Source organism: Streptomyces sp. NBC_00620, assembly GCF_026341825.1.
In the GTDB taxonomy this organism is placed as follows: domain Bacteria; phylum Actinomycetota; class Actinomycetes; order Streptomycetales; family Streptomycetaceae; genus Streptomyces.
In genome coordinates this window covers 1,598,596-1,617,972 of the sequence record NZ_JAPENY010000003.1, presented here as the reverse complement: position 1 = coordinate 1,617,972, position 19,377 = coordinate 1,598,596, and the positions used below count along the sequence as shown (strand labels likewise).

Here is a 19,377-nt window from a genome sequence, read left to right as displayed (position 1 = left end):
CCCGTCGGTTCCGTACGCCCAAGGGCCCCGCGGTCAGTCCCTGTCTCCCGGGATCTCCGCCAGCCGTACCGGACGCCGCTCGTGCCGCGACAGCTCGCACGCCTCGGCGATGCGCAGGGCCTGGAGGGCCTCGTGGCCGTCGCACGGGTTGGTGCGTTCGCCGCGGACGACGTCGACGAAGGCGGCGAGCTCGGTCTCGTACGCGGCGCCGAAGCGCTCCAGGAAGCCCATCCACGGCTTGTTCGCGGCCGGCGGCCCGGCCGGTTCCGTGGAGGCGATCGGCGTACGGTCGTCAAGTCCGACGGTGATCTGGTCCAGCTCGCCGGCGAGCTCCATGCGGACGTCGTAGCCCGCGCCGTTCAGGCGGGTCGCCGTCGCCGTGGCGAGCGTGCCGTCGTCCAGGGTGAGGACCGCGGCGGCGGTGTCGATGTCCCGCGCCTCGCGGAACATCGCGGGCCCCGCGTCCGACCCGGCCGCGTACACCTCGACGACCTCGCGGCCCGTGACCCAGCGCACCATGTCGAAGTCGTGGATCAGGCAGTCCCGGTAGAGCCCGCCGGAGAGCGGGAGGTAGGCGGCCGGGGGCGGTGACTGGTCGGACGTCATCGCGCGGACCGTGTGCAGCCGCCCCAGCCGTCCGGAGCGCACCGCCTCGCGCGCGGCCGTGTAGCCCGCGTCGAAGCGGCGCTGGAAGCCCAGCTGGAGCACGGTTCCGGCGGCGTCGACCTCGGCGAGCGCCGCCAGCGTGCCAGGCAGGTCGAGGGCGATGGGCTTCTCGCAGAAGACAGGGAGTCCGGAGCGTGCTGCCCGACCGATCAGTTCGGCGTGGGCGGAGGTCGCCGCGGTGATGACGACCGCGTCCACACCCCAGGTGAAGATCTCGTCCACGCCGGGCGCCGCAGTGGCCCCCAGACGGTCCGCGAGTGCCTGGGCCCGCACGGTGTCCGCGTCCGTGACGATAAGGGAGCCGACCTCGCGGTGGCGGTTCAGAGTGGTCGCGTGAAATGTACCGATACGACCCGTTCCGATAAGTCCGATGCGCATGGCTACAAAGTGAGGGCCGACCCGGGGGCCTGTCAATGGTTTGTCCGGACAATCGAACTTCACAACTTCCCGTCAACATCTCCCGGAGCTACGCTCGGGGCCGTGCCGAAACCAGATGTGGATCCGACCGTGTCGCTCCAGCTCAGCGTCGACCGCAGCAGTCCGGTCCCGCTCTACTTCCAGCTGTCCCAACAGCTGGAGGCCGCGATCGAGCACGGGGTGCTGACCCCGGGCAGCCTCCTGGGCAACGAGATCGAGCTCGCCGGACGGCTCGGGCTGTCCCGGCCCACGGTCCGCCAGGCCATCCAGTCCCTCGTCGACAAGGGCCTGCTCGTGCGGCGCCGCGGCGTCGGTACCCAGGTCGTGCACAGCCAGGTCAAGCGCCCGCTGGAGCTCAGCAGCCTGTACGACGACCTGGAGGCGGCCGGGCAGCGCCCCGAGACCCAGGTGCTCGTCAACACCGTCGAACCGGCCTCCGCCGAAGTCGCGGCCGCGCTGTCCGTGGCCGAGGGCAGCGAGGTGCACCGTGTGGAGCGGCTGCGACTCGCCCACGGGGAGCCGATGGCGTACCTCTGCAACCATCTGCCCCCGGGGCTGCTGAAGTTCGACTCGGCACAGCTGGAGGCCACGGGCCTGTACCGGCTGATGCGCGCCACGGGCATCACGCTGCACAGCGCCCGCCAGTCCATCGGTGCCCGCGCGGCCACCGCGCAGGAGGGCGAGCGGCTCGGCGAGCCCGCGGGGGCGCCGCTGCTCACCATGCAGCGCACCACCTTCGACGACACGGGCCGCGCGGTCGAGTTCGGCTCCCACACCTACCGGGCCTCGCGCTACTCCTTCGAGTTCCAGCTCCTCGTACGGCCCTGACCTGCGGCGGGCCGGCCGTGGAGTAAATGCGGCGCGACCGGGGGGTGATCGTCACCGAGAAGGACGTACGGCAACCGGAGGAGGACACCGCGCGCGGGACCCGCTGGTGGGGTGCATGATCCCCGTGACTCATACTTGGGCGTTTGGGACCGGTGGGACGCCGGCCCCAGGGGCCTACGGACGGCCCTCCGGGCCAGTCCGCAGGGCCCGGCGCACCAAGGAGCACAGCAAGAAGGGCACCCCCTCGTGGCACGGACTCGAACCTGGGTAGGCATCGCGCTCGCAGGGGCGCTGGGGGTCTCCCTCGCCGGTTGCAGCAGCACAGGCGGCAAACGGGCCGAGGATGCCCGCGAGGCGGCGGCCGCCCAGGGCAAGGCCGCGGTGAACACGCCCAACTGGACCTTCGCGATGATCACCCACTCGGGCGATGGCGACACCTTCTGGGACATCGTCCAGAGCGGCGCCGAACAGGCCGCCGTCAAGGACAACATCAACTTCCTGTACTCGCACGACGACGAGGCACAGCAGCAGGCGCAGCTCGTCGACGCCGCGGTCGACAAGAAGGTCGACGGCATCATCGTCACGCTCGCCAAGCCCGACGCCATGAAGGCGGCGGTCGAGCGCGCCGAGAAGGCCGGCATCCCCGTGATCACCGTGAACTCGGGTTCCGCGGAGTCCAAGGAGTTCGGCGCGCTCGCGCACATCGGCCAGGACGAGACCATCGCCGGTGAGGCCGTGGGCGACGAGCTGAACAAGCGGGGCAAGAAGAAGGCTCTGTGCATCCTGCACGAGCAGGGCAACGTCGGCCACGAGCAGCGCTGCGCGGGCATCAAGGCGACCTTCGACGGCACGGTGGAGAACCTCTACGTCACGGGCACGAGCATGCCCGACGTGCAGTCCTCCATCGGCGCCAAGCTCCAGGCCGACCAGTCCATCGACTCCGTCGTCACGCTCGGCGCCCCGTACGCGGACACCGCGGTCAAGGCCAAGGCGGACGCGGGCAGCAAGGCAGAGATCGACACCTTCGACCTGAACGCGAAGGTGGCGACGGAGCTCGGGGAGGGCACGCTCGGCTTCGCCGTCGACCAGCAGCCCTACCTCCAGGGGTACGAGGCCGTGGACCTGCTCTGGCTCTACAAGTACAACTCCAACGTCCTCGGCGGCGGCAAGCCGGTCCTCACCGGACCGCAGATCATCACCAAGGACATGGCCGCCGCCCTGGAGGAGTACACCAAGCGGGGCACCCGATGACCGCGACAGCTCCTGCGCCCATGCCCAGCGCGAGGCCCGACGAACGCCTCCTGAAGAAGTCGCCGCTGCGCAAGCTCCTGGGCCGCCCCGAGCTCGGCTCGGTGGTCGGCGCGATCGCGGTCTTCCTCTTCTTCGCGATCTTCGCGGACAGCTTCGTGCGGGCCGCCAGCCTCAGCACGGTCCTGTACGCCTCCTCGACCATCGGCATCATGGCCGTACCGGTCGCGCTGCTGATGATCGGCGGCGAGTTCGACCTGTCCGCGGGCGTCATGGTGACGTCCTCCGCGCTGGTCTCCTCGATGTTCAGCTACCAGATGACCGCCAACGTCTGGGTCGGCGTCCTCGTCTCGCTAATCGTCACGTTGGCGATCGGCGTCTTCAACGGCGTCATGCTGACCCGCACCGACCCGCCCAGCTTCATCATCACGCTCGGCACGTTCCTGATGCTGACCGGCATGAACCTCGGCTTCACCAAGCTGATCAGCGGCACGGTCTCGACCAAGTCGATCTCCGACATGGAGGGCTTCTCCTCCGCCAGGGACGTCTTCGCCTCGACGCTCACCATCGGCGGCGTCGACTTCAAGATCACCATCCTGTGGTGGCTGGGCCTGATCGTCGTCGCCACCTGGATCCTGCTGCGCACCCGTATCGGCAACTGGATCTACGCCGTCGGCGGCGGTGAGGAAGCGGCCCGTGCGGTCGGTGTGCCGGTCGACAAGACGAAAATCGGCCTCTACATGGGCGTCGCTTTCGGCGCCTGGATCTCCGGCCAGCACCTGCTGTTCTCGTTCGACGTCGTGCAGTCCGGCGAGGGCGTCGGCAACGAACTGACGTACATCATCGCGGCCGTCATCGGCGGCTGTCTGATCACCGGCGGCTACGGCTCCGCGGTCGGCGCGGCGGTCGGTGCCCTGATCTTCGGCATGGTCAGCAAGGGCATCGTGTACGCCGAGTGGAACCCGGACTGGTTCAAGTTCTTCCTGGGAGTGATGCTGCTCCTCGCGACCCTGCTCAACCACTGGGTCCGCAAGCGCGCGGAGGCGACGAAATGACGACGGACGCGAACATGACGAAGGACGCGGCCGCCGCGGAACGTGCGGCGCTCGTCGAGCTCGACGACGTCAGTAAGTACTACGGCAACATCCGCGCCCTCGAAGGCGTCTCCCTGGAGGTCCACGCGGGCGAGATCACCTGCGTGCTCGGCGACAACGGCGCGGGCAAGTCCACACTCATCAAGATCATCGCGGGCCTGCACCAGCACGACGCGGGCACCCTGCGCATCGAGGGCGAGGAGACCCGTCTGTCGTCCCCGCGCGATGCCCTGGACCGCGGTATCGCCACGGTCTACCAGGACCTCGCCGTCGTCCCGCTGATGCCGGTCTGGCGGAACTTCTTCCTCGGCTCCGAACCGCGCAAGGGCGTGGTCCCCTTCAAGCGCATGGACGTCGAGTTCATGCGCAGGACCACCCACGCGGAACTCCTGCGCATGGGCATCGACCTCCGCGACGTCGACCAGCCCATCGGCACCCTCTCCGGTGGCGAGCGCCAGTGCGTGGCGATCGCCCGCGCCGTCCACTTCGGCGCCAAGGTCCTCGTCCTCGACGAGCCCACCGCCGCCCTCGGCGTCAAGCAGTCCGGTGTGGTCCTCAAATATGTGGCCGCCGCACGGGACGCCGGCCTGGGTGTTGTCCTGATCACCCACAACCCGCACCACGCATACCTGGTGGGCGACCGCTTCGTACTGTTGAAGCGGGGCGCGATGTCGGGCAGCCATTTGCGCGACGAGATCAGCCTGGACGAGCTGACCCGCCAGATGGCAGGCGGCAGCGAACTGGACGATCTACGCCACGAGCTGGAACGCGCCACCTAGGGGGCGCCCCGACAGGGGCGCGGGGAACTGCGCGATCAGCCACAGCCGGCCCGCGGAGGACGGACCGACCCAACGCACCCACGGTCTCCCACCGTGCAGGCCAGCGCTGGCGTAGGGCAGAATCGGCGCGATGAGCACTTACCGCGACCTCGCACACCGCGGCTCCGCGCGGGCCACCGTCCTGCGGACCGTGGGAACGCGCGAGCGCCGTTCCCACCTGACGGCCCCCCGCGTTCCCACCGTCGGCATCGACATCGGCGGCACGAAGGTGATGGCCGGTGTCGTGGACGCCGACGGCAACATCCTGGAGAAGCTCCGCGCCGAGACACCGGACAAGTCCAAGAGCCCCAAGGTCGTCGAGGACACCATCGTCGAACTGGTCCTGGACCTCTCGGACCGGCACGACGTGCACGCGGTCGGCATCGGCGCGGCCGGCTGGGTCGACGCCGACCGCAACCGCATCCTGTTCGCCCCGCACCTGTCGTGGCGCAACGAGCCCCTCCGGGACCGCATCTCCAGCCGCCTCGCCGTGCCAGTGCTGGTCGACAACGACGCCAACGCCGCCGCCTGGGCCGAGTGGCGCTTCGGCGCGGGCCGGGGCGAGGACCACCTCGTCATGATCACGCTGGGCACCGGCATCGGCGGCGCGATCCTGGAGGACGGCCAGGTCAAGCGCGGCAAGTTCGGCGTCGCGGGCGAGTTCGGCCATATGCAGGTCGTGCCCGGCGGCCACCGCTGCCCGTGCGGCAACCGCGGCTGCTGGGAGCAGTACAGCTCCGGCAACGCGCTGGTGCGCGAGGCCCGCGAACTCGCCGCCGCCGACTCCCCGGTGGCGTACGGGCTCATCGAGCGCGTCAAGGGCAGCATCCCCGACATCACCGGACCGCTGATCACCGAGCTGGCCCGCGAGGGCGACGCCATGTGCATCGAGCTGCTCCAGGACATCGGACAGTGGCTCGGCGTCGGCATCGCCAACCTGGCAGCCGCCCTTGACCCCTCCTGCTTCGTGATCGGCGGCGGTGTCAGCGCGGCCGACGACCTGCTCATCGGCCCGGCACGGGACGCGTTCCGCAGGCACCTCACCGGCCGCGGCTACCGCCCCGAGGCCCGCATCGCCCGCGCCCAGCTCGGCCCCGAGGCCGGCATGGTCGGCGCCGCCGACCTCGCCCGGCTCGTCGCTCGCCGCTTCCGCCGCGCCAACCGCCGCAGGGTGGAGCGCTACGAGCGGTACGAGCGCTATGTGGAGTCCCGCCGTACCTCGCAGGGGTCGCTGTGACGGCCTCGCTGCCGCGCCAGGCCTCGCCGCCGGACGAGCCCGAACGGCCGCCCGAGGACCCGCGCCGCAAGTTCCGCCGCCGCGCGCTCACCCTCCTGATCATCGTGCTGCTCATCGGCGTCCCGGCCGGCTATCTGGTGATCTCCGCCAACCAGAGCCGCGACGCCGGCAAGCAGAAGGAGGAGAAGTACTCGGCGACCGGCCTCACCACGGGCTGGCCGTCGCGCGTCCAGCGCCGCGTCTACCAGATCACCATCCCGTCGTACGCGACCGACGTCGCCTACTACGAGACGAACAACTGGAAGACCAGCCGTCTGTACGTCCAGTTCGGCACGACCAGCGCGGGCCTGGACAGGTTCCTGGGCCATGTCGGAGTCACCCGTGCCGCCCTGCAGCCGGACGACTTCGCCATCAACGCCCGCGACCAGCAGGTCGTCGGCTGGGAGTTCACGGGTCCCGGCCCGTGGTCGGGCCTCGTCCACAAGCAGAAGGACCCGGCGCCCACCCTGGACATCGTCGTGAACCTTTCCAACCCCGAGCACCCCATGGTGTACGTGGTCTCGCGCACGACTCCCTGACCAGCACCGCCGCCGGCGCTGTCGCCGAGGCCGATTGTCAGACCCCGCCCGTAGAGTCGAAGACAACTGATTCGGCTGAAGGGCGGGAGGTGAGCGGGCGTATGGGGGACGGGGTGGATGTGGCCGACAAGGCGATCCCGATGCGGCTCGCCGCCGTCTTCCTGCCCGCGCCGCTGCCGCGCGAGGGGCGGGTCGCCTTCTGGGATCCGGAGGGCGAGCCGGGACCGTCCGACGGACGCGCCGGGGAACGGGGGCCGTCGTCCGACGAGAGTTCCGGGCGGGGGACACCCGGTGAGCACGTCGAGCGGGGATCGTCCGGCGAGCCGACCGAACTGACGGTGGTACGGCGGCACGGTCCCGGAATCCGCAGGGGCACCGTCCCCGCCGTGACCCTGCCGATCGGCGAGGCCCTGCCGCTGCTGGCCGGGGCGCGCCGCGACCCCGCCGCGCATCCCGCCACGGCCTGCTGGGGCGCCGCCGCACTGCACGCGCTGCGGCTCGTCGCGCGCGGGCGGCTGCTGCCGGGGCTGACGGCCGACGGCTTCGACGCCTGGCGCGCGGGCCCGCTGGACCCGGACGACATCGCCCACCTGAGGGCGGTGGCCGCGGCCCTGCCGTACGAGGGACACGCCGTCCCCCTCCCCGGCAAGGGCCCGCTCCGGCTGCCGGAACCGGAAGCGCTGATGCGGTCCTTCCTGGACGCGGTCGCCGACACACTGCCGCGCACCCCGGCCGCGCAGTACACCTCCGGCAAACCCTTCGCCGCGATCGGGCCGCAGCGGCTGCCGGGAGCCCACGACTGGGCCGCGGAGGTCGCCGCGGGCATGGACGCGGGCGTCCGGATCTCGCTCCGCCTGGACCTGTCGGCGTACCAGCTCTTCGACGACGGTGAGGGAGCGCGCCGCGCGGGTGCGGCCGTCGTCCAGGTGCACAGCCTCGCCGACCCCACCCTCGTCGTCGACGCCGCGGCGCTGTGGGCGGGCGAGGCCGACGCGACGTTCGGCCCCCGCGCGCGCGTGGACGCGGCCCTCGCCGTCCGTCGGGCGGCCCGCGTCTGGCCGCCCATGGACCGGCTGTCCGAGCAGGACGTGCCCGATGTACTCGCCCTCTCCGAAGAGGAGTTGTCCGACCTGCTCGGTGTCGCGGCCAACCGGCTCGGCGCGGCCGGAGTCGCCGTCCACTGGCCCCGGGATCTGGCCCAGGACCTGAGCGCGGCGGCCGTGGTGCGCCCGGCGCCCGGGTCGGCGACGGACGGCACCGGGTTCTTCGAGAGCGAGGAACTGCTCCAGTTCCGCTGGCAGTTGGCCCTCGGCGGTGACCCGCTCACCGAGGCCGAGATGGACACCCTGGCCGAGGCCCACCGTCCGGTCGTACGGCTGCGTGACCAGTGGGTCCTCGTCGACCCGGCCCTGGTCCGCAAGGCACGCAAACGCGAACTCGGCCTCCTCGACCCGGTCGACGCGCTCTCCGTCGCGCTCAGTGGCGTCGCGGAGGTCGACGGCGAGACCGTCGAGGCGGTACCGGTCGGCGCGCTGGCCGTGTTGCGCGACCGGCTGACGGCGGGCGTGACTCCCGTCGAGCCACCTCCCGGTCTCCAGGCCACGCTCCGGGACTACCAACTCCGGGGTCTCGCCTGGCTGGACCTGATGACCTCCCTCGGCCTCGGCGGCTGCCTCGCGGACGACATGGGGCTCGGCAAGACCGTCACGCTCATCGCGCTGCACCTGCGCCGGGCCCGCAGCGAGCCGACCCTGGTCGTCTGCCCCGCCTCGCTGCTGGGCAACTGGCAGCGGGAGATCACCCGTTTCGCGCCCGGCGTCCCCGTCCGCCGCTTCCACGGACCCGACCGCACCCTGGAAGACCTCGACGGCGGCTTCGTCCTCACCACCTACGGCACGATGCGTTCGGCCGCGGCACACCTGGCCCAGCAGACCTGGGGCATGGTCGTCGCGGACGAGGCCCAGCACGTCAAGAACCCCTACTCGGCGACGGCCAAGGCGCTCCGGACGATCCCGGCCCCCGCGCGCGTGGCGCTGACCGGCACCCCCGTGGAGAACAACCTCTCCGAACTCTGGGCCCTGCTCGACTGGACGACCCCCGGCCTGCTCGGCCCCCTCAAGTCCTTCCGCGCCCGGCACGCGCGCGCCGTGGAGAACGGGGAGGACGAGGAGGCGGTGACCCGCCTGGCCCGGCTGATCCGCCCGTTCCTGCTCCGCCGCAAGAAGTCGGACCCCGGGATCGTCCCCGAACTCCCGCCCAAGACGGAGACGGACCACCCGGTCCCGCTGACCCGCGAACAGGCCTCCCTCTACGAGGCGGTGGTCCGCGAGTCGCTGCTCGCCATCGAGACCGTCGACGGCATCGCGCGCCGGGGACTGGTTCTGAAGCTCCTCACCTCCCTCAAACAGATCTGCAACCACCCGGCGCTGTATCTGAAGGAGGACGCACGGGCCGCCGCCCAGGGACCCTCCGCCCGCTCCGGCAAACTCGCCCTGCTCGACGAGCTGTTGGACACGCTGCTCGCCGAGGACGGCTCCGCGCTGGTCTTCACGCAGTACGTCGGCATGGCCCGCCTGATCACCGCCCACCTGGCCGCGCGCGCGGTCCCCGTGGAGCTCCTCCACGGCGGAACGCCGATCCCCGAGCGCGAGCACATGGTGGACCGTTTCCAGAGCGGTGCGACCCCCGTCCTGGTGCTCTCCCTCAAGGCAGCCGGCACCGGCCTGAACCTCACCCGCGCCGGACATGTCGTCCACTTCGACCGCTGGTGGAACCCGGCCGTCGAGGAGCAGGCCACCGACCGCGCCTACCGAATCGGTCAGACCCAGCCCGTCCAGGTCCACCGCCTGATCACCGAGGGCACGGTGGAGGACCGCATCGCCGAGATGCTCGAAGCGAAGCGGGCGCTCGCGGACGCGATCCTCGGCTCCGGCGAGGCGTCTCTCACCGAGCTGACCGACCGCGAGCTGTCGGACCTGGTGTCCCTTCGGAGGCCCACGTGAACGCCGACGCGGATGAGACGGCTCCGGAGACCGAGGGCGGGGACATCGAGCAGTCACACCTCCCGGCGGAGGAGGCGGGAGCGCGCCCTGCCGACGTGGCCCGCCGGGCTCTGCGGGCCGCGCGGGAGCGCGAGGTTCGGGGGGACGAGTCGGCTGACGGTGAGTCGGGTCAGCCGGACCAGCCGGCTGAGCGGGTCGCCGCCGATCCGCGCCCCCAGAGGGCGTCCTCCCCGGGAGCGCGACCGGGAGACGCGGCACGCGAGGCTCTGCGACGGGCGACGGCGGCGGGAAGGTCAGCCGGTACCGGAGCTGTTCACGGCGCCTACGCCGGTGCGACTGCGGCGTCCGACGGGGCTGTGGAACCCGGCCGGCCACAGTCTCCAGCCGATGCCGATGCCGATGCCGGGACCGGGACCGAGGTCCAGGCCGAGGCCGTTGCCAGGACGGAGGCAACCCCGACAGGCAGTCCGCCCGCAGAGCGTCCGCGCCCAGGAGACATCGCACGCGAGGCGTTGCGCGCCGCGCGGAGTGAGGCGAGGCAGACGCGAACGGATGCCGGAACCAAGAGGGCAACGGACCCTGGCAGCAGGGGAGTCGAGGCGCGGCGCCGGTCCACCGATCCCGCGCCGACCGATTCCAGGGCTCCGCGGAACCCCCGGAGCCAGAACCGGCGAACCCAGGCCCAAGACCTACGCGATCTGCTCGCCGGCGCCTTCCAACTGCCGTCCGACACCGAAGCCGCCGTCGACGCAAGCTCGGACTCGCACCCCGAGCAGCCCGCAGCCGCGACCCGACCGAGCCAGGGCGCGGACGCACACCCCCGGCCCGCGAGCGAGGGCATCGACTCGCGCCCGGCGCAGCCCGACGCCGCGGCTGTCGTACCCCCGGACGCACCACCCCTGCCCGCGAGCGAAGCAATCCCGGACCGGCGCCCGGCGCGGCCCGGTGACGCAACCGTCCCGTCCCCGGACGCACCGCCCCGACCCGTGCGCGGAGCAATCCCGGACCGTCACCCGGCGCAGCCCGGTGACCCAACCGTCCCGTCCCCGGACGCACCACCCCTGCCCCTGCGCGGAGCAACCCCCGACCCGCACCCCGCGCACCCCAGGCCCGTAGAGCGGCCCCCAGTCGCGCCCACCCGGCTCCCGCGTTCCATGGGATCCCCTGGTCGCGATGGTGAGCTGCGCCGGACGTTCGAGGCCTTTCCGGCGCGGGAGTCGGGGGCCGGCGGCTTCGCGGAGACGTGGTGGGGGAACGCGTGGGTGAGTGCGCTGGAGGAGGGGGCGCTCGATGCCGCGCGGCTTGCGCGAGGAAGGACGTATGCCGGGCGTGGGCACGTGGACGCGATCACGGTCACACCTGGGCTGGTGCTCGCGTACGTGCACGGGAGCCGCCCGCGGCCGTATCGCGTACAGGTCGCCCTGGGGACGCTGTCCGACGGTGACTGGGACCGCTTCCTCGACGCGGTCGCCGAGCGGCCCGGGGACATCGCGGCGCTGCTCGACAAGGAGATGCCCAAGTCGCTCGCCGAATGCGGGGTCGCCCTGCTCCCCGGTCCCGGCGAGCTGGAACCGCACTGCAGCTGCCCCGACTCCGGGCATCCCTGCAAGCACGCGGCCGCCCTCTGCTACCAGACGGCACGGCTGCTGGACGAAGACCCCTTCGTGCTGCTCCTCCTGCGCGGCCGCGGCGAACGCGAGCTTCTCGACGCGCTGTCCCGCCGCAACGCGGCCCGTATCGCGCGCGCCGCCCAGGATCAGGAACCGGCCCCCCTCCCCGGCACCCGCGCCCGCGACGCCCTCGCTCAGCGCGTACTGCCTCCCCTCCCCGCGCCGCTCCCACCGCCCGCGCACCCGGAGCAGCCGCCGACCTACCCGGGCGCGCCGGGCGGCCCGGACCCGTTCGCGCTGGACCAGTTGGCCACCGACGCGGCGGCTCGTGCGCACACGCTGCTCACCGCGGGCCGCGATCCGGTCGCGGGCCTGACGCTCTGGCAGGACGCGGTGCGCCTCGCCGCCGCCCGCCCCGGTTCCGGCCTCACCGCGGCGACCCGCACCCTCTACGCCTCGCTCGCCTCCGCCGCGGGACGTACCCGGGCCGACCTGGCGCGCGCGGTCGCCGCCTGGCGCCAAGGCGGCTTCGAAGGGCTCGCCGTCCTCGAAGAGTCCTGGGATCCGCCCGCGGGCCGCTTCGACCGGGCCCGCCCACTCCTCCTCGCCGCCGATCTCCCCGCCTTCCGACCCTGGCGCAACCACCTCACCCACCCGAGAGGCCACGCCCAGCTCCGCCTCGGCCACAACGGCCTCTGGTACGCCTACGAATCAGAGCCGGGCCAGGACGACTGGTGGCCCCGGGGCACCCCCGACCTGGACCCGGTCGGCGCCCTCACCGGCCTCGGCGCACCGGGCGACCTCTGACGCCGGCGAGTCACCCGGTACCCTCCGCACGCCCGCTGTCCGGCAGTTGGCGTTCCAGAACACCGACTGCCCCGATTCCCCGACGAGTTGCCCTCCGACTCGTACCATGGCGCCCATGTTCCCCAGCAACCACCACCCCGCCCCGCGGTCCCGCGCGCGTTCGTCGCGCGGTTGTTGTTGCTGATCCTCGCCACGGACGCCGTCCGTGCCATGGCAGTCGCGGTCCCACCGCAGACGCCATAACCCCCTTGCGCTTCAGGCACCTCCCGAGTGCCGTCCCTTCGCACGGCCGCGGTCCACCCCGCCGTGCCCCGAGCGTTCGCCTCCCGCCCGAAAGGCAGGCCCCGCCATGCCCCAGTCGCCTCACACACTCCACCCCGAGTCCGCCTACGACCGCCGCAGACTCCGCCAATGGCTGGCGGGCGACGCCCGGGCCGATGGCGTGGCCCGCCGCGACATGCTCAGACTGCTCGCCGCGGCCGGACTCACCGCGGCCGTGCCCACGGCCTTCGGCGCACCCGCTGCGGCCGCCACCGGGACCTCCGTGTCCGCCGCCGCGACGGTCCCCGGCATCGTCAAACCCCTCCCGGACGACTGGTTCACGGCACGCGGTACGAATGCCGAGACGAAGTTCGCGTCCCTCGCCGGCACCGGCTACCACACCCCGAACGGCCACTTCTTCGTACGCAACCACACCGCCACACCCCTCCTGGACGCCGAGGCATGGACCCTCACCCTCTGGGGAGACGGACTCGCGCGCGAGGAGCCCGTCGAGTTCACGCTCGACGACCTGAAGCGGCTGCCCGCAACCACCCGCACCGCGTTCGTGGAGTGCGCGGGCAACGGCCGGAGCTTCTTCACGACGCAGCAGGGGCAGAGCGTCAGTGGTACGGCGTGGACGCTCGGCGCGATCGGCACGGCACGCTGGAAGGGCGTACGGCTGGCCGAGGTACTGCGCAGGGCCGGGCTCACGGACCGCGCCGTGGACGTCCTGCCCCGAGGCCTGGACGCGGAGTACGTCACCGCGGACGGCACGAACCTCGGTCATGTCCGCCGCCCGCTGCCGCTTTCGAAGGCGTTGGACGACGTGCTGCTCGCGTACGAAATGAACGGCGAACCGCTTCCCGCGGACCACGGTCACCCGGTGCGTGTCCTGGTGCCCTCCTGGGTGGGCATCGCCTCGATCAAGTGGGTCGGCGACATCGAGGTCTCCGCCCAGCCGCTCTACTCGCCCTGGAACACCGACTTCTACCGGCTGTTCGGCGCCGCGTACCCCGACGGCGGCAGCGCGCCGCTCACCCGGCAGACCCTCAAGAGCGCCTTCGAACTCGCCTGGAACGCGAGCCTCCCGGCAGGCACGGTCCATCGGCTCACCGGCCGTTCCTGGTCCGGCGCCGGTGGCGTCGTCCGCGTCGATGTCAGCACCGACGGTGGCGCGACCTGGAAGAGGGCCCGGCTGTACGACGTGCCGCGCCGCGCGGGCTGGGTCCGCTGGTCCACCGACTGGCGTCCGACGACTCCGGGGACGTACACGCTGCTGGCCCGCGCGACGGACACGACGGGCCGTAGCCAGCCGGAGACGACGGTCGTCAACACGCAGGGCTACCTCTTCGACGCGGTCGTACGACACCCCGTCCAGGTGTCCTGACCACATGTAGCCGCTCCACGTATGCCTTCCGCACATATGCACGTCACCCCATGTGGCGGACCAGTGTGGGCGACGTGGACAACCAGGGCCCATGTCCGCCCCCACAGGGATGGAAGTTAGCGTGGAGCGGTGAGTGAGACGACGACCCCTGCCCTTCAGTACCGATGCGACGGCCCGGAAGACGCCCCGGTCCTCATCCTCGGGCCCTCGCTCGGCACCACCTGGCACATGTGGGACCGGCAGGTCCCGGAGCTGGCCAAGCACTGGCGGATCTTCCGGTTCGACCTGCCCGGTCACGGTGGCGCGCCCGCGTACCCGGCGGGTTCGGTCGCCGAACTCGTCGAGCGGCTGCTCGCCACCCTTGACGGGCTCGGTGTGCAGCGCTTCGGTTACGCGGGCTGCGCGTTCGGCGCCGCCATCGGGATCGAGCTGGCGCTGCGTCATCCGGAGCGGCTCGCCTCGCTCGCGGTGATCGCCGCCTCGCCGCGTTTCGGCACGGCGGACGAGTTCCGGCAGCGCGGTGTGATCGTACGCACCAACGGTCTCGACCCGATCGCCCGGATGTCGCCCGAGCGCTGGTTCACGGAGGGATTCGCCGCCACCCAGCCCGCGATCACCGAGTGGGCCGTGCAGATGGTGCGCACCACCGACCCCGGCTGCTACATCGCGGCCTGCGAGGCGCTCGCCGCCTTCGACGTACGCGCCGAACTCACCCGCATCGGCGTGCCGACCCTCGTCCTCGTCGGCTCGGACGACCAGGTCACCGGGCCGGCCGAGGCCCGCACCCTGGTCGCCGGGATACCGGACGCCCGGCTCGCGGTCGTACCCGGCGCCTCGCACCTGGTCCCCGTCGAGCAGCCGGCCGCGGTCACCGACCTCCTCGTACGACACTTCACCAGCGCCTGGCAGCCGGCCTTCGACTCGTCGACCGGCCAGATGGCGATCCCGGCGGCCCCGGTCAAGCAGGGCATCGCCCCGCCGCCCTCGGCGTCCCCCGTCGCCGAGATCGCGCCGCCCGCCGCGCAGGCCGAGGGGCTGGGGCGGCCCGACCCGTACGACGCCGGGATCAAGGTGCGCCGTGAGGTGCTCGGCGACGCGCACGTGGACCGGGCGCTGGCCTCGGCGGACGAGTTCTCCGGGGACTTCCAGGACTTCGTCACCCGGTACGCCTGGGGCGAGATCTGGGACCGGCCGGGGCTCGACCGGCGCTCGCGCAGCTGTGTCACGCTCACCGCGCTGGTCGCGGGCGGCCACCTCGACGAACTCGCCTTCCACATCCGCGCCGCCCTCCGCAACGGCCTCACCCCGGTGGAGATCAAGGAAGTGCTCCTCCAGGCGGCCGTCTACTGCGGCGTGCCGGCCGCGAACAGCGCCTTCAAGGTGGCCCAGCAGGTCATACGAGAAGAGACCACCCCCCAGGAGTGACCGCGCCCGTGATCTTCATCCGGGCAGCGAGGGCACCAGCCTGAGCGGCCCGGCGCCGGGCCGACGGGGGCAGGATGGAGCCATGACCCTCATGAAGTTCACGAAGAAGTCGCACGCCTGCGTCCGCCTCGAGAAGGACGGACGCACGCTCGTCATCGACCCGGGCACCTTCAGCGAGGCGGATGCCGCGGTCGGCGCGGACGCGATCCTGATCACGCACGAGCACGCCGACCACTTCAACGAGGAGCGGCTGCGGGCCGGGCTCGAGTCCAACCCGGGCGCCGAGATCTGGACGCTGAAGTCGGTGGCCGACAAGATCTCGGCGGCCTTCCCGGGGCGCGTGCACACCGTCGGCCACGGCGACACCTTCAGCGCCGCGGGCTTCGACGTCCAGGCGCACGGCGAACTGCACGCCGTGATCCACCCGGACATCCCGCGCATCACCAACGTCGGCTATCTCGTCGACGGCCGTGTCTTCCACCCGGGCGACGCCCTCACCGTCCCCGACCATCCGGTCGAGACGCTGCTGCTGCCCGTCATGGCTCCCTGGAGCAAGATCTCCGAGGTCATCGACTACGTCCGCGAGGTCAAGCCGCAGCGCGCGTACGACATCCACGACGCCCTGCTCACCGACCTCGCCCGGCCGATCTACGACAACCAGATCGGCGCCCTGGGCGGCTCCGAGCACCTGCGGCTCACGCCGGGGGCGTCGGCGGAGGTCTGAGCCGCATGAGAAGACGGCGGCTTCCGCACGCGGAAGGCGCCGCCGGACCCGTTGTCGTACCCGCCCGGTAAGTTGTGAGTCATGCGTATCGCCACCTGGAACGTGAACTCGATCACCGCCCGTCTCCCGAGGCTGCTGGCCTGGCTGGAGAGCAGCGGCACGGACGTGCTGTGCATCCAGGAGACCAAGACCACCGCCGAGCAGTTCCCCACGGAGGAGCTGCGGGAGCTGGGCTACGAGTCGGCGGTGAACGCCACGGGGCGGTGGAACGGCGTCGCGGTGGTCTCCCGAGTGGGTCTCGAGGACGTCGTGAAGGGACTGCCGGGCGACCCCGGCTTCGACGGCGTCCAGGAGCCCCGCGCGGTCTCCGCGACCTGCGGCCCGGTCCGCGTCTGGTCGGTGTACGTGCCGAATGGGCGCGAGGTGGACAACCCCCACTACGCGTACAAGATCCAGTGGTTCGAGGCCCTCAAAGCGGCGATCGCGGGCGACGCCGCGGGCAGCCGGCCGTTCGCGGTGATGGGTGACTACAACGTGGCGCCGACGGACGACGACGTCTGGGACATCGCCGCTTTCGAGGGCGCCACGCACGTCACCCCGGCCGAGCGCGCCGCCCTCGCCGCCCTGCGCGAGGCGGGCCTCACGGACGTGGTCCCGCGCCCCCTGAAGTACGACCACCCGTTCACGTACTGGGACTACCGTCAGCTCGGCTTCCCCAAGAACCGCGGTATGCGCATCGACCTCGTCTACGGGAACGAGGCGTTCTCGAAGGCCGTCACCGACTCGTACGTGGACCGCGAGGAGCGCAAGGGCAAGGGCGCCTCGGACCATGCGCCGGTCGTGGTGGACCTGGACGTGTAGCGGACCTGGACGTGTGAACGGCGCGCCCATCGGTTCATCAGCCCGTCCGCGGACCGCGGGCGGTGATCTCCCTTGGTCCGGTGGGGACTTGGGGCGCGGCCGCCATGGATGGGAACGCCCTCGAACAGGCGACCCCGCGCGCCTGTGGTGCGCGCGGTGGCGTGAATGACACGCTGGGCTTATGAACATCCCCTTCCTCGGTAACTGGCGCAAGAAGCGTGGCCCCGCCTTCGGGGTCGCGGTGTTCTCAGACGGCGTGACCGATTCCGAGGGTGTCGCCGAGCTCCTCTCCGAGTGCGATCTGCTGCGCTCCCAGGCGGAATTGGCGGGGGTCGAACTCGACGACTCCGTGGCCTCGTTGGAGGCCCTCGACCAACTTCTGCCGCGCTGGCGGGACGACGAGGAGAGCCTGCCCTGGCTCGGCAACGACGCGGGCCTCTACGTCGGCACGGTCATCGTGCGCACGGTCCCCGGAGCCGTATGGGAGATCTGGCCCAACGGCCATCCCGTGGTGCGGCTGGCCTCCGGCCGTGAGATCGATGTGGTCGCCTCCGGCCACACCTGGGCATCCACCGGTGCCCCCGAACTCTCGCAGCTCTACGCGGAGGTGTCGGAGGGCTAACCGCACAATACGGCTAATGCCCGAAAAGTGCGTGTCGAGTATTAAGTCCGTTCTTGTCCGGATAGTTTGCGGCAACTGCGACACAGTTGAGAGTGGGTAGGGGCCGGGCATGGCTGTCGATCCGTTGATCGAGCTGCATGACGTGAACAAGCACTTCGGTGAGTTGCATGTCCTTCAGGACATCAACCTCACCGTCGGTAAGGGGGAGGTGGTCGTGGTCATCGGCCCGTCGGGGTCGGGAAAATCGACACTGTGCAGAGCGATCAACCGGCTGGAGAAGATCGAGTCGGGGACGATCAAGCTCGACGGCAAGTTGCTTCCGGAGGAGGGCAAGGCGCTCGCCCAGCTCCGTGCCGAGGTCGGCATGGTCTTCCAGTCCTTCAACCTCTTCGCCCACAAGACGGTTCTGCAGAACGTCTCGCTCGCCCAGGTCAAGGTCCGCGGCCGCAAGCGGGAGGAAGCCGACAAGCGCTCCAGCGAACTCCTGGACCGCGTCGGCCTCGCCTCGCAGGCCCCGAAGTACCCGGCACAGCTCTCCGGCGGACAGCAGCAGCGCGTGGCCATCGCCCGCGCCCTCGCCATGGATCCGAAGGCGCTCCTCTTCGACGAGCCGACCTCGGCGCTCGACCCCGAGATGATCAACGAAGTCCTTGAAGTCATGCAGCAACTGGCGCGCGACGGAATGACGATGGTCGTCGTCACCCACGAGATGGGCTTCGCGCGCTCCGCCGCGAACCGCGTCGTCTTCATGGCCGACGGCCGCATCGTCGAGGACCGCACCCCGGAGGAGTTCTTCACCAACCCCCGCAGCGACCGCGCCAAGGACTTCCTCTCCAAGATCCTCAAGCACTGAGCCGGGGGGTGCGCAGCATGATCCGTACGACACGTGTGTCCTGTGCCCTCGCGGCGGTTGCGGCACTGATCGCCAGCGCGGCCGCCTGCGGCAAGGAGGGGAGCCCTCCGACCAAGGGACCAGCCGCCGACAAACTGCCCAACTACCAGGTGGTAGAAGGTTTTCAGCTCCCGGACTCGTCCACCTGGAAGCGTGCCGAGAAGCGCGGCTACTTCACCGTGGGCGCCAAGGAGGACCAGCCGTACCTGGGAGAGAAGAACCCGGCGAGCGGCACGTACTCCGGCTTCGACATCGAGATCGCCAAGATGATGTCGGCCTCGCTCGGCTTCGCTCCGACGACGGTCCGCTTCAAGACGATCGCTTCGGCGAACCGCGAAACCGCCCTGCAGAACGGGCAGATCGACTACTACGTCGGCACCTACACCATCAACGACCTGCGCAAGAAACTCGTCGGCTTCGCCGGCCCGTACTACATGGCGGGTCAGTCCCTGCTGGTGCGCGCGGACGAGAACGACATCCACGGCCCACAGGACCTCGCAGGCAAGACCGTCTGCTCGGCGGCCGGTTCGACCCCCTACCAGCGCATCAAGGCGGACTACCCGAGGGCGAAACTCGTCGCCTACGACACGTACTCGGTCTGCGTCGACAACCTGCTCACCTACCAGGTCGACGCCGTCACCACCGACGACGCGATCCTGATCGGCTACGCGGCGAAGGTCCCCGACGAACTCAAGGTCGTCGGCAAGCCGTTCTCCGAGGAGCCGTACGGCATCGGAGTGCCGCGCGGCGACAACGCGCTGCGGTTCGCGCTCGACGACGCACTGGAGGCCCGCGAGAAGAACGGCGACTGGAAGAAGGCGTACGAGGCGACGCTCGGCCTCTCCGGCGTGCCTGCGCCTACCCCGCCCAAGATCGACCGCTATCAGGGGAGTTGAGACC

16 protein-coding genes are annotated in these 19,377 nt (G+C 71.2%); 15 read left to right on the top strand and 1 reads right to left on the bottom strand.

What is annotated here, in order from left to right; genetic code table 11:
- Positions 1-33 precede the first annotated feature (33 nt).
- Positions 34-1,044 carry a Gfo/Idh/MocA family oxidoreductase gene (locus OG246_RS38370; protein ID WP_266473635.1) on the bottom strand — a complete coding sequence of 337 codons (1,011 nt, stop codon included), beginning with the start codon at positions 1,042-1,044 and terminating at the stop codon, positions 34-36.
- A 129-nt stretch (positions 1,045-1,173) separates the two neighbouring features.
- On the opposite strand from OG246_RS38370, the gene OG246_RS38365 reads away from it, so the two are divergent.
- The 15 genes from OG246_RS38365 (at position 1,174) to OG246_RS38295 (ending at position 19,373) form a co-directional block, all read left to right on the top strand.
- Complete coding sequence (locus OG246_RS38365; protein ID WP_266475009.1) at positions 1,174-1,911, top strand: GntR family transcriptional regulator; 738 nt, start codon at positions 1,174-1,176, stop codon at positions 1,909-1,911.
- Positions 1,912-2,157: 246 nt separating this feature from the next.
- Entirely contained in the window at positions 2,158-3,162 is a 1,005-nt protein-coding gene (locus OG246_RS38360; RefSeq protein ID WP_266473632.1) for a sugar ABC transporter substrate-binding protein, read from the top strand.
- A gap of 20 nt (positions 3,163-3,182) precedes the next feature.
- Positions 3,183-4,214, top strand: a complete 1,032-nt coding sequence (locus tag OG246_RS38355; protein WP_266473630.1) for an ABC transporter permease — start codon at positions 3,183-3,185, stop codon at positions 4,212-4,214.
- 14 nt (positions 4,215-4,228) lie between these two features.
- Entirely contained in the window at positions 4,229-5,032 is an 804-nt protein-coding gene (locus OG246_RS38350) for an ATP-binding cassette domain-containing protein (RefSeq protein ID WP_266475008.1), read from the top strand.
- Positions 5,033-5,162: 130 nt separating this feature from the next.
- Entirely contained in the window at positions 5,163-6,308 is a 1,146-nt protein-coding gene (locus OG246_RS38345) for an ROK family glucokinase (protein WP_266473627.1), read from the top strand.
- On the top strand, positions 6,305-6,886 hold the full coding sequence (locus tag OG246_RS38340) for a sugar kinase (protein ID WP_266473625.1): 582 nt from the start codon (positions 6,305-6,307) through the stop codon (positions 6,884-6,886). The genes OG246_RS38345 and OG246_RS38340 overlap by 4 nt, the downstream gene beginning before the upstream one ends.
- A gap of 101 nt (positions 6,887-6,987) precedes the next feature.
- Positions 6,988-9,888 (top strand): DEAD/DEAH box helicase, encoded by a 2,901-nt coding sequence (locus OG246_RS38335; RefSeq protein WP_266473624.1) that lies wholly within the window; start codon positions 6,988-6,990, stop codon positions 9,886-9,888.
- A 95-nt stretch (positions 9,889-9,983) separates the two neighbouring features.
- The gene (locus OG246_RS38330) at positions 9,984-12,305 is read left to right on the top strand and encodes an SWIM zinc finger family protein (RefSeq protein WP_266475007.1); all 2,322 of its coding nucleotides are present in this window, start codon (positions 9,984-9,986) and stop codon (positions 12,303-12,305) included.
- Positions 12,306-12,654: 349 nt separating this feature from the next.
- Positions 12,655-13,953, top strand: coding sequence for a sulfite oxidase (locus tag OG246_RS38325; protein ID WP_266473623.1), 1,299 nt, complete (start codon positions 12,655-12,657; stop codon positions 13,951-13,953).
- Positions 13,954-14,082: 129 nt separating this feature from the next.
- A complete protein-coding gene (gene pcaC / locus OG246_RS38320; RefSeq protein WP_266473622.1) occupies positions 14,083-15,378 on the top strand; it encodes a 4-carboxymuconolactone decarboxylase in 1,296 nt (431 codons plus the stop codon).
- A 91-nt stretch (positions 15,379-15,469) separates the two neighbouring features.
- On the top strand, positions 15,470-16,102 hold the full coding sequence (locus OG246_RS38315; protein ID WP_266475005.1) for an MBL fold metallo-hydrolase: 633 nt from the start codon (positions 15,470-15,472) through the stop codon (positions 16,100-16,102).
- A gap of 81 nt (positions 16,103-16,183) precedes the next feature.
- Complete coding sequence (locus OG246_RS38310; RefSeq protein WP_266473620.1) at positions 16,184-16,963, top strand: exodeoxyribonuclease III; 780 nt, start codon at positions 16,184-16,186, stop codon at positions 16,961-16,963.
- A 181-nt stretch (positions 16,964-17,144) separates the two neighbouring features.
- Positions 17,145-17,585: a DUF6278 family protein gene (locus OG246_RS38305; RefSeq protein WP_266473618.1), complete on the top strand. Its 441-nt coding sequence runs from the start codon at positions 17,145-17,147 to the stop codon at positions 17,583-17,585.
- Positions 17,586-17,694: 109 nt separating this feature from the next.
- Positions 17,695-18,438: an amino acid ABC transporter ATP-binding protein gene (locus OG246_RS38300; protein WP_266473615.1), complete on the top strand. Its 744-nt coding sequence runs from the start codon at positions 17,695-17,697 to the stop codon at positions 18,436-18,438.
- Between the two features lie 17 nt (positions 18,439-18,455).
- Positions 18,456-19,373, top strand: coding sequence for a glutamate ABC transporter substrate-binding protein (locus tag OG246_RS38295; RefSeq protein WP_266473613.1), 918 nt, complete (start codon positions 18,456-18,458; stop codon positions 19,371-19,373).
- Positions 19,374-19,377 lie beyond the last annotated feature (4 nt).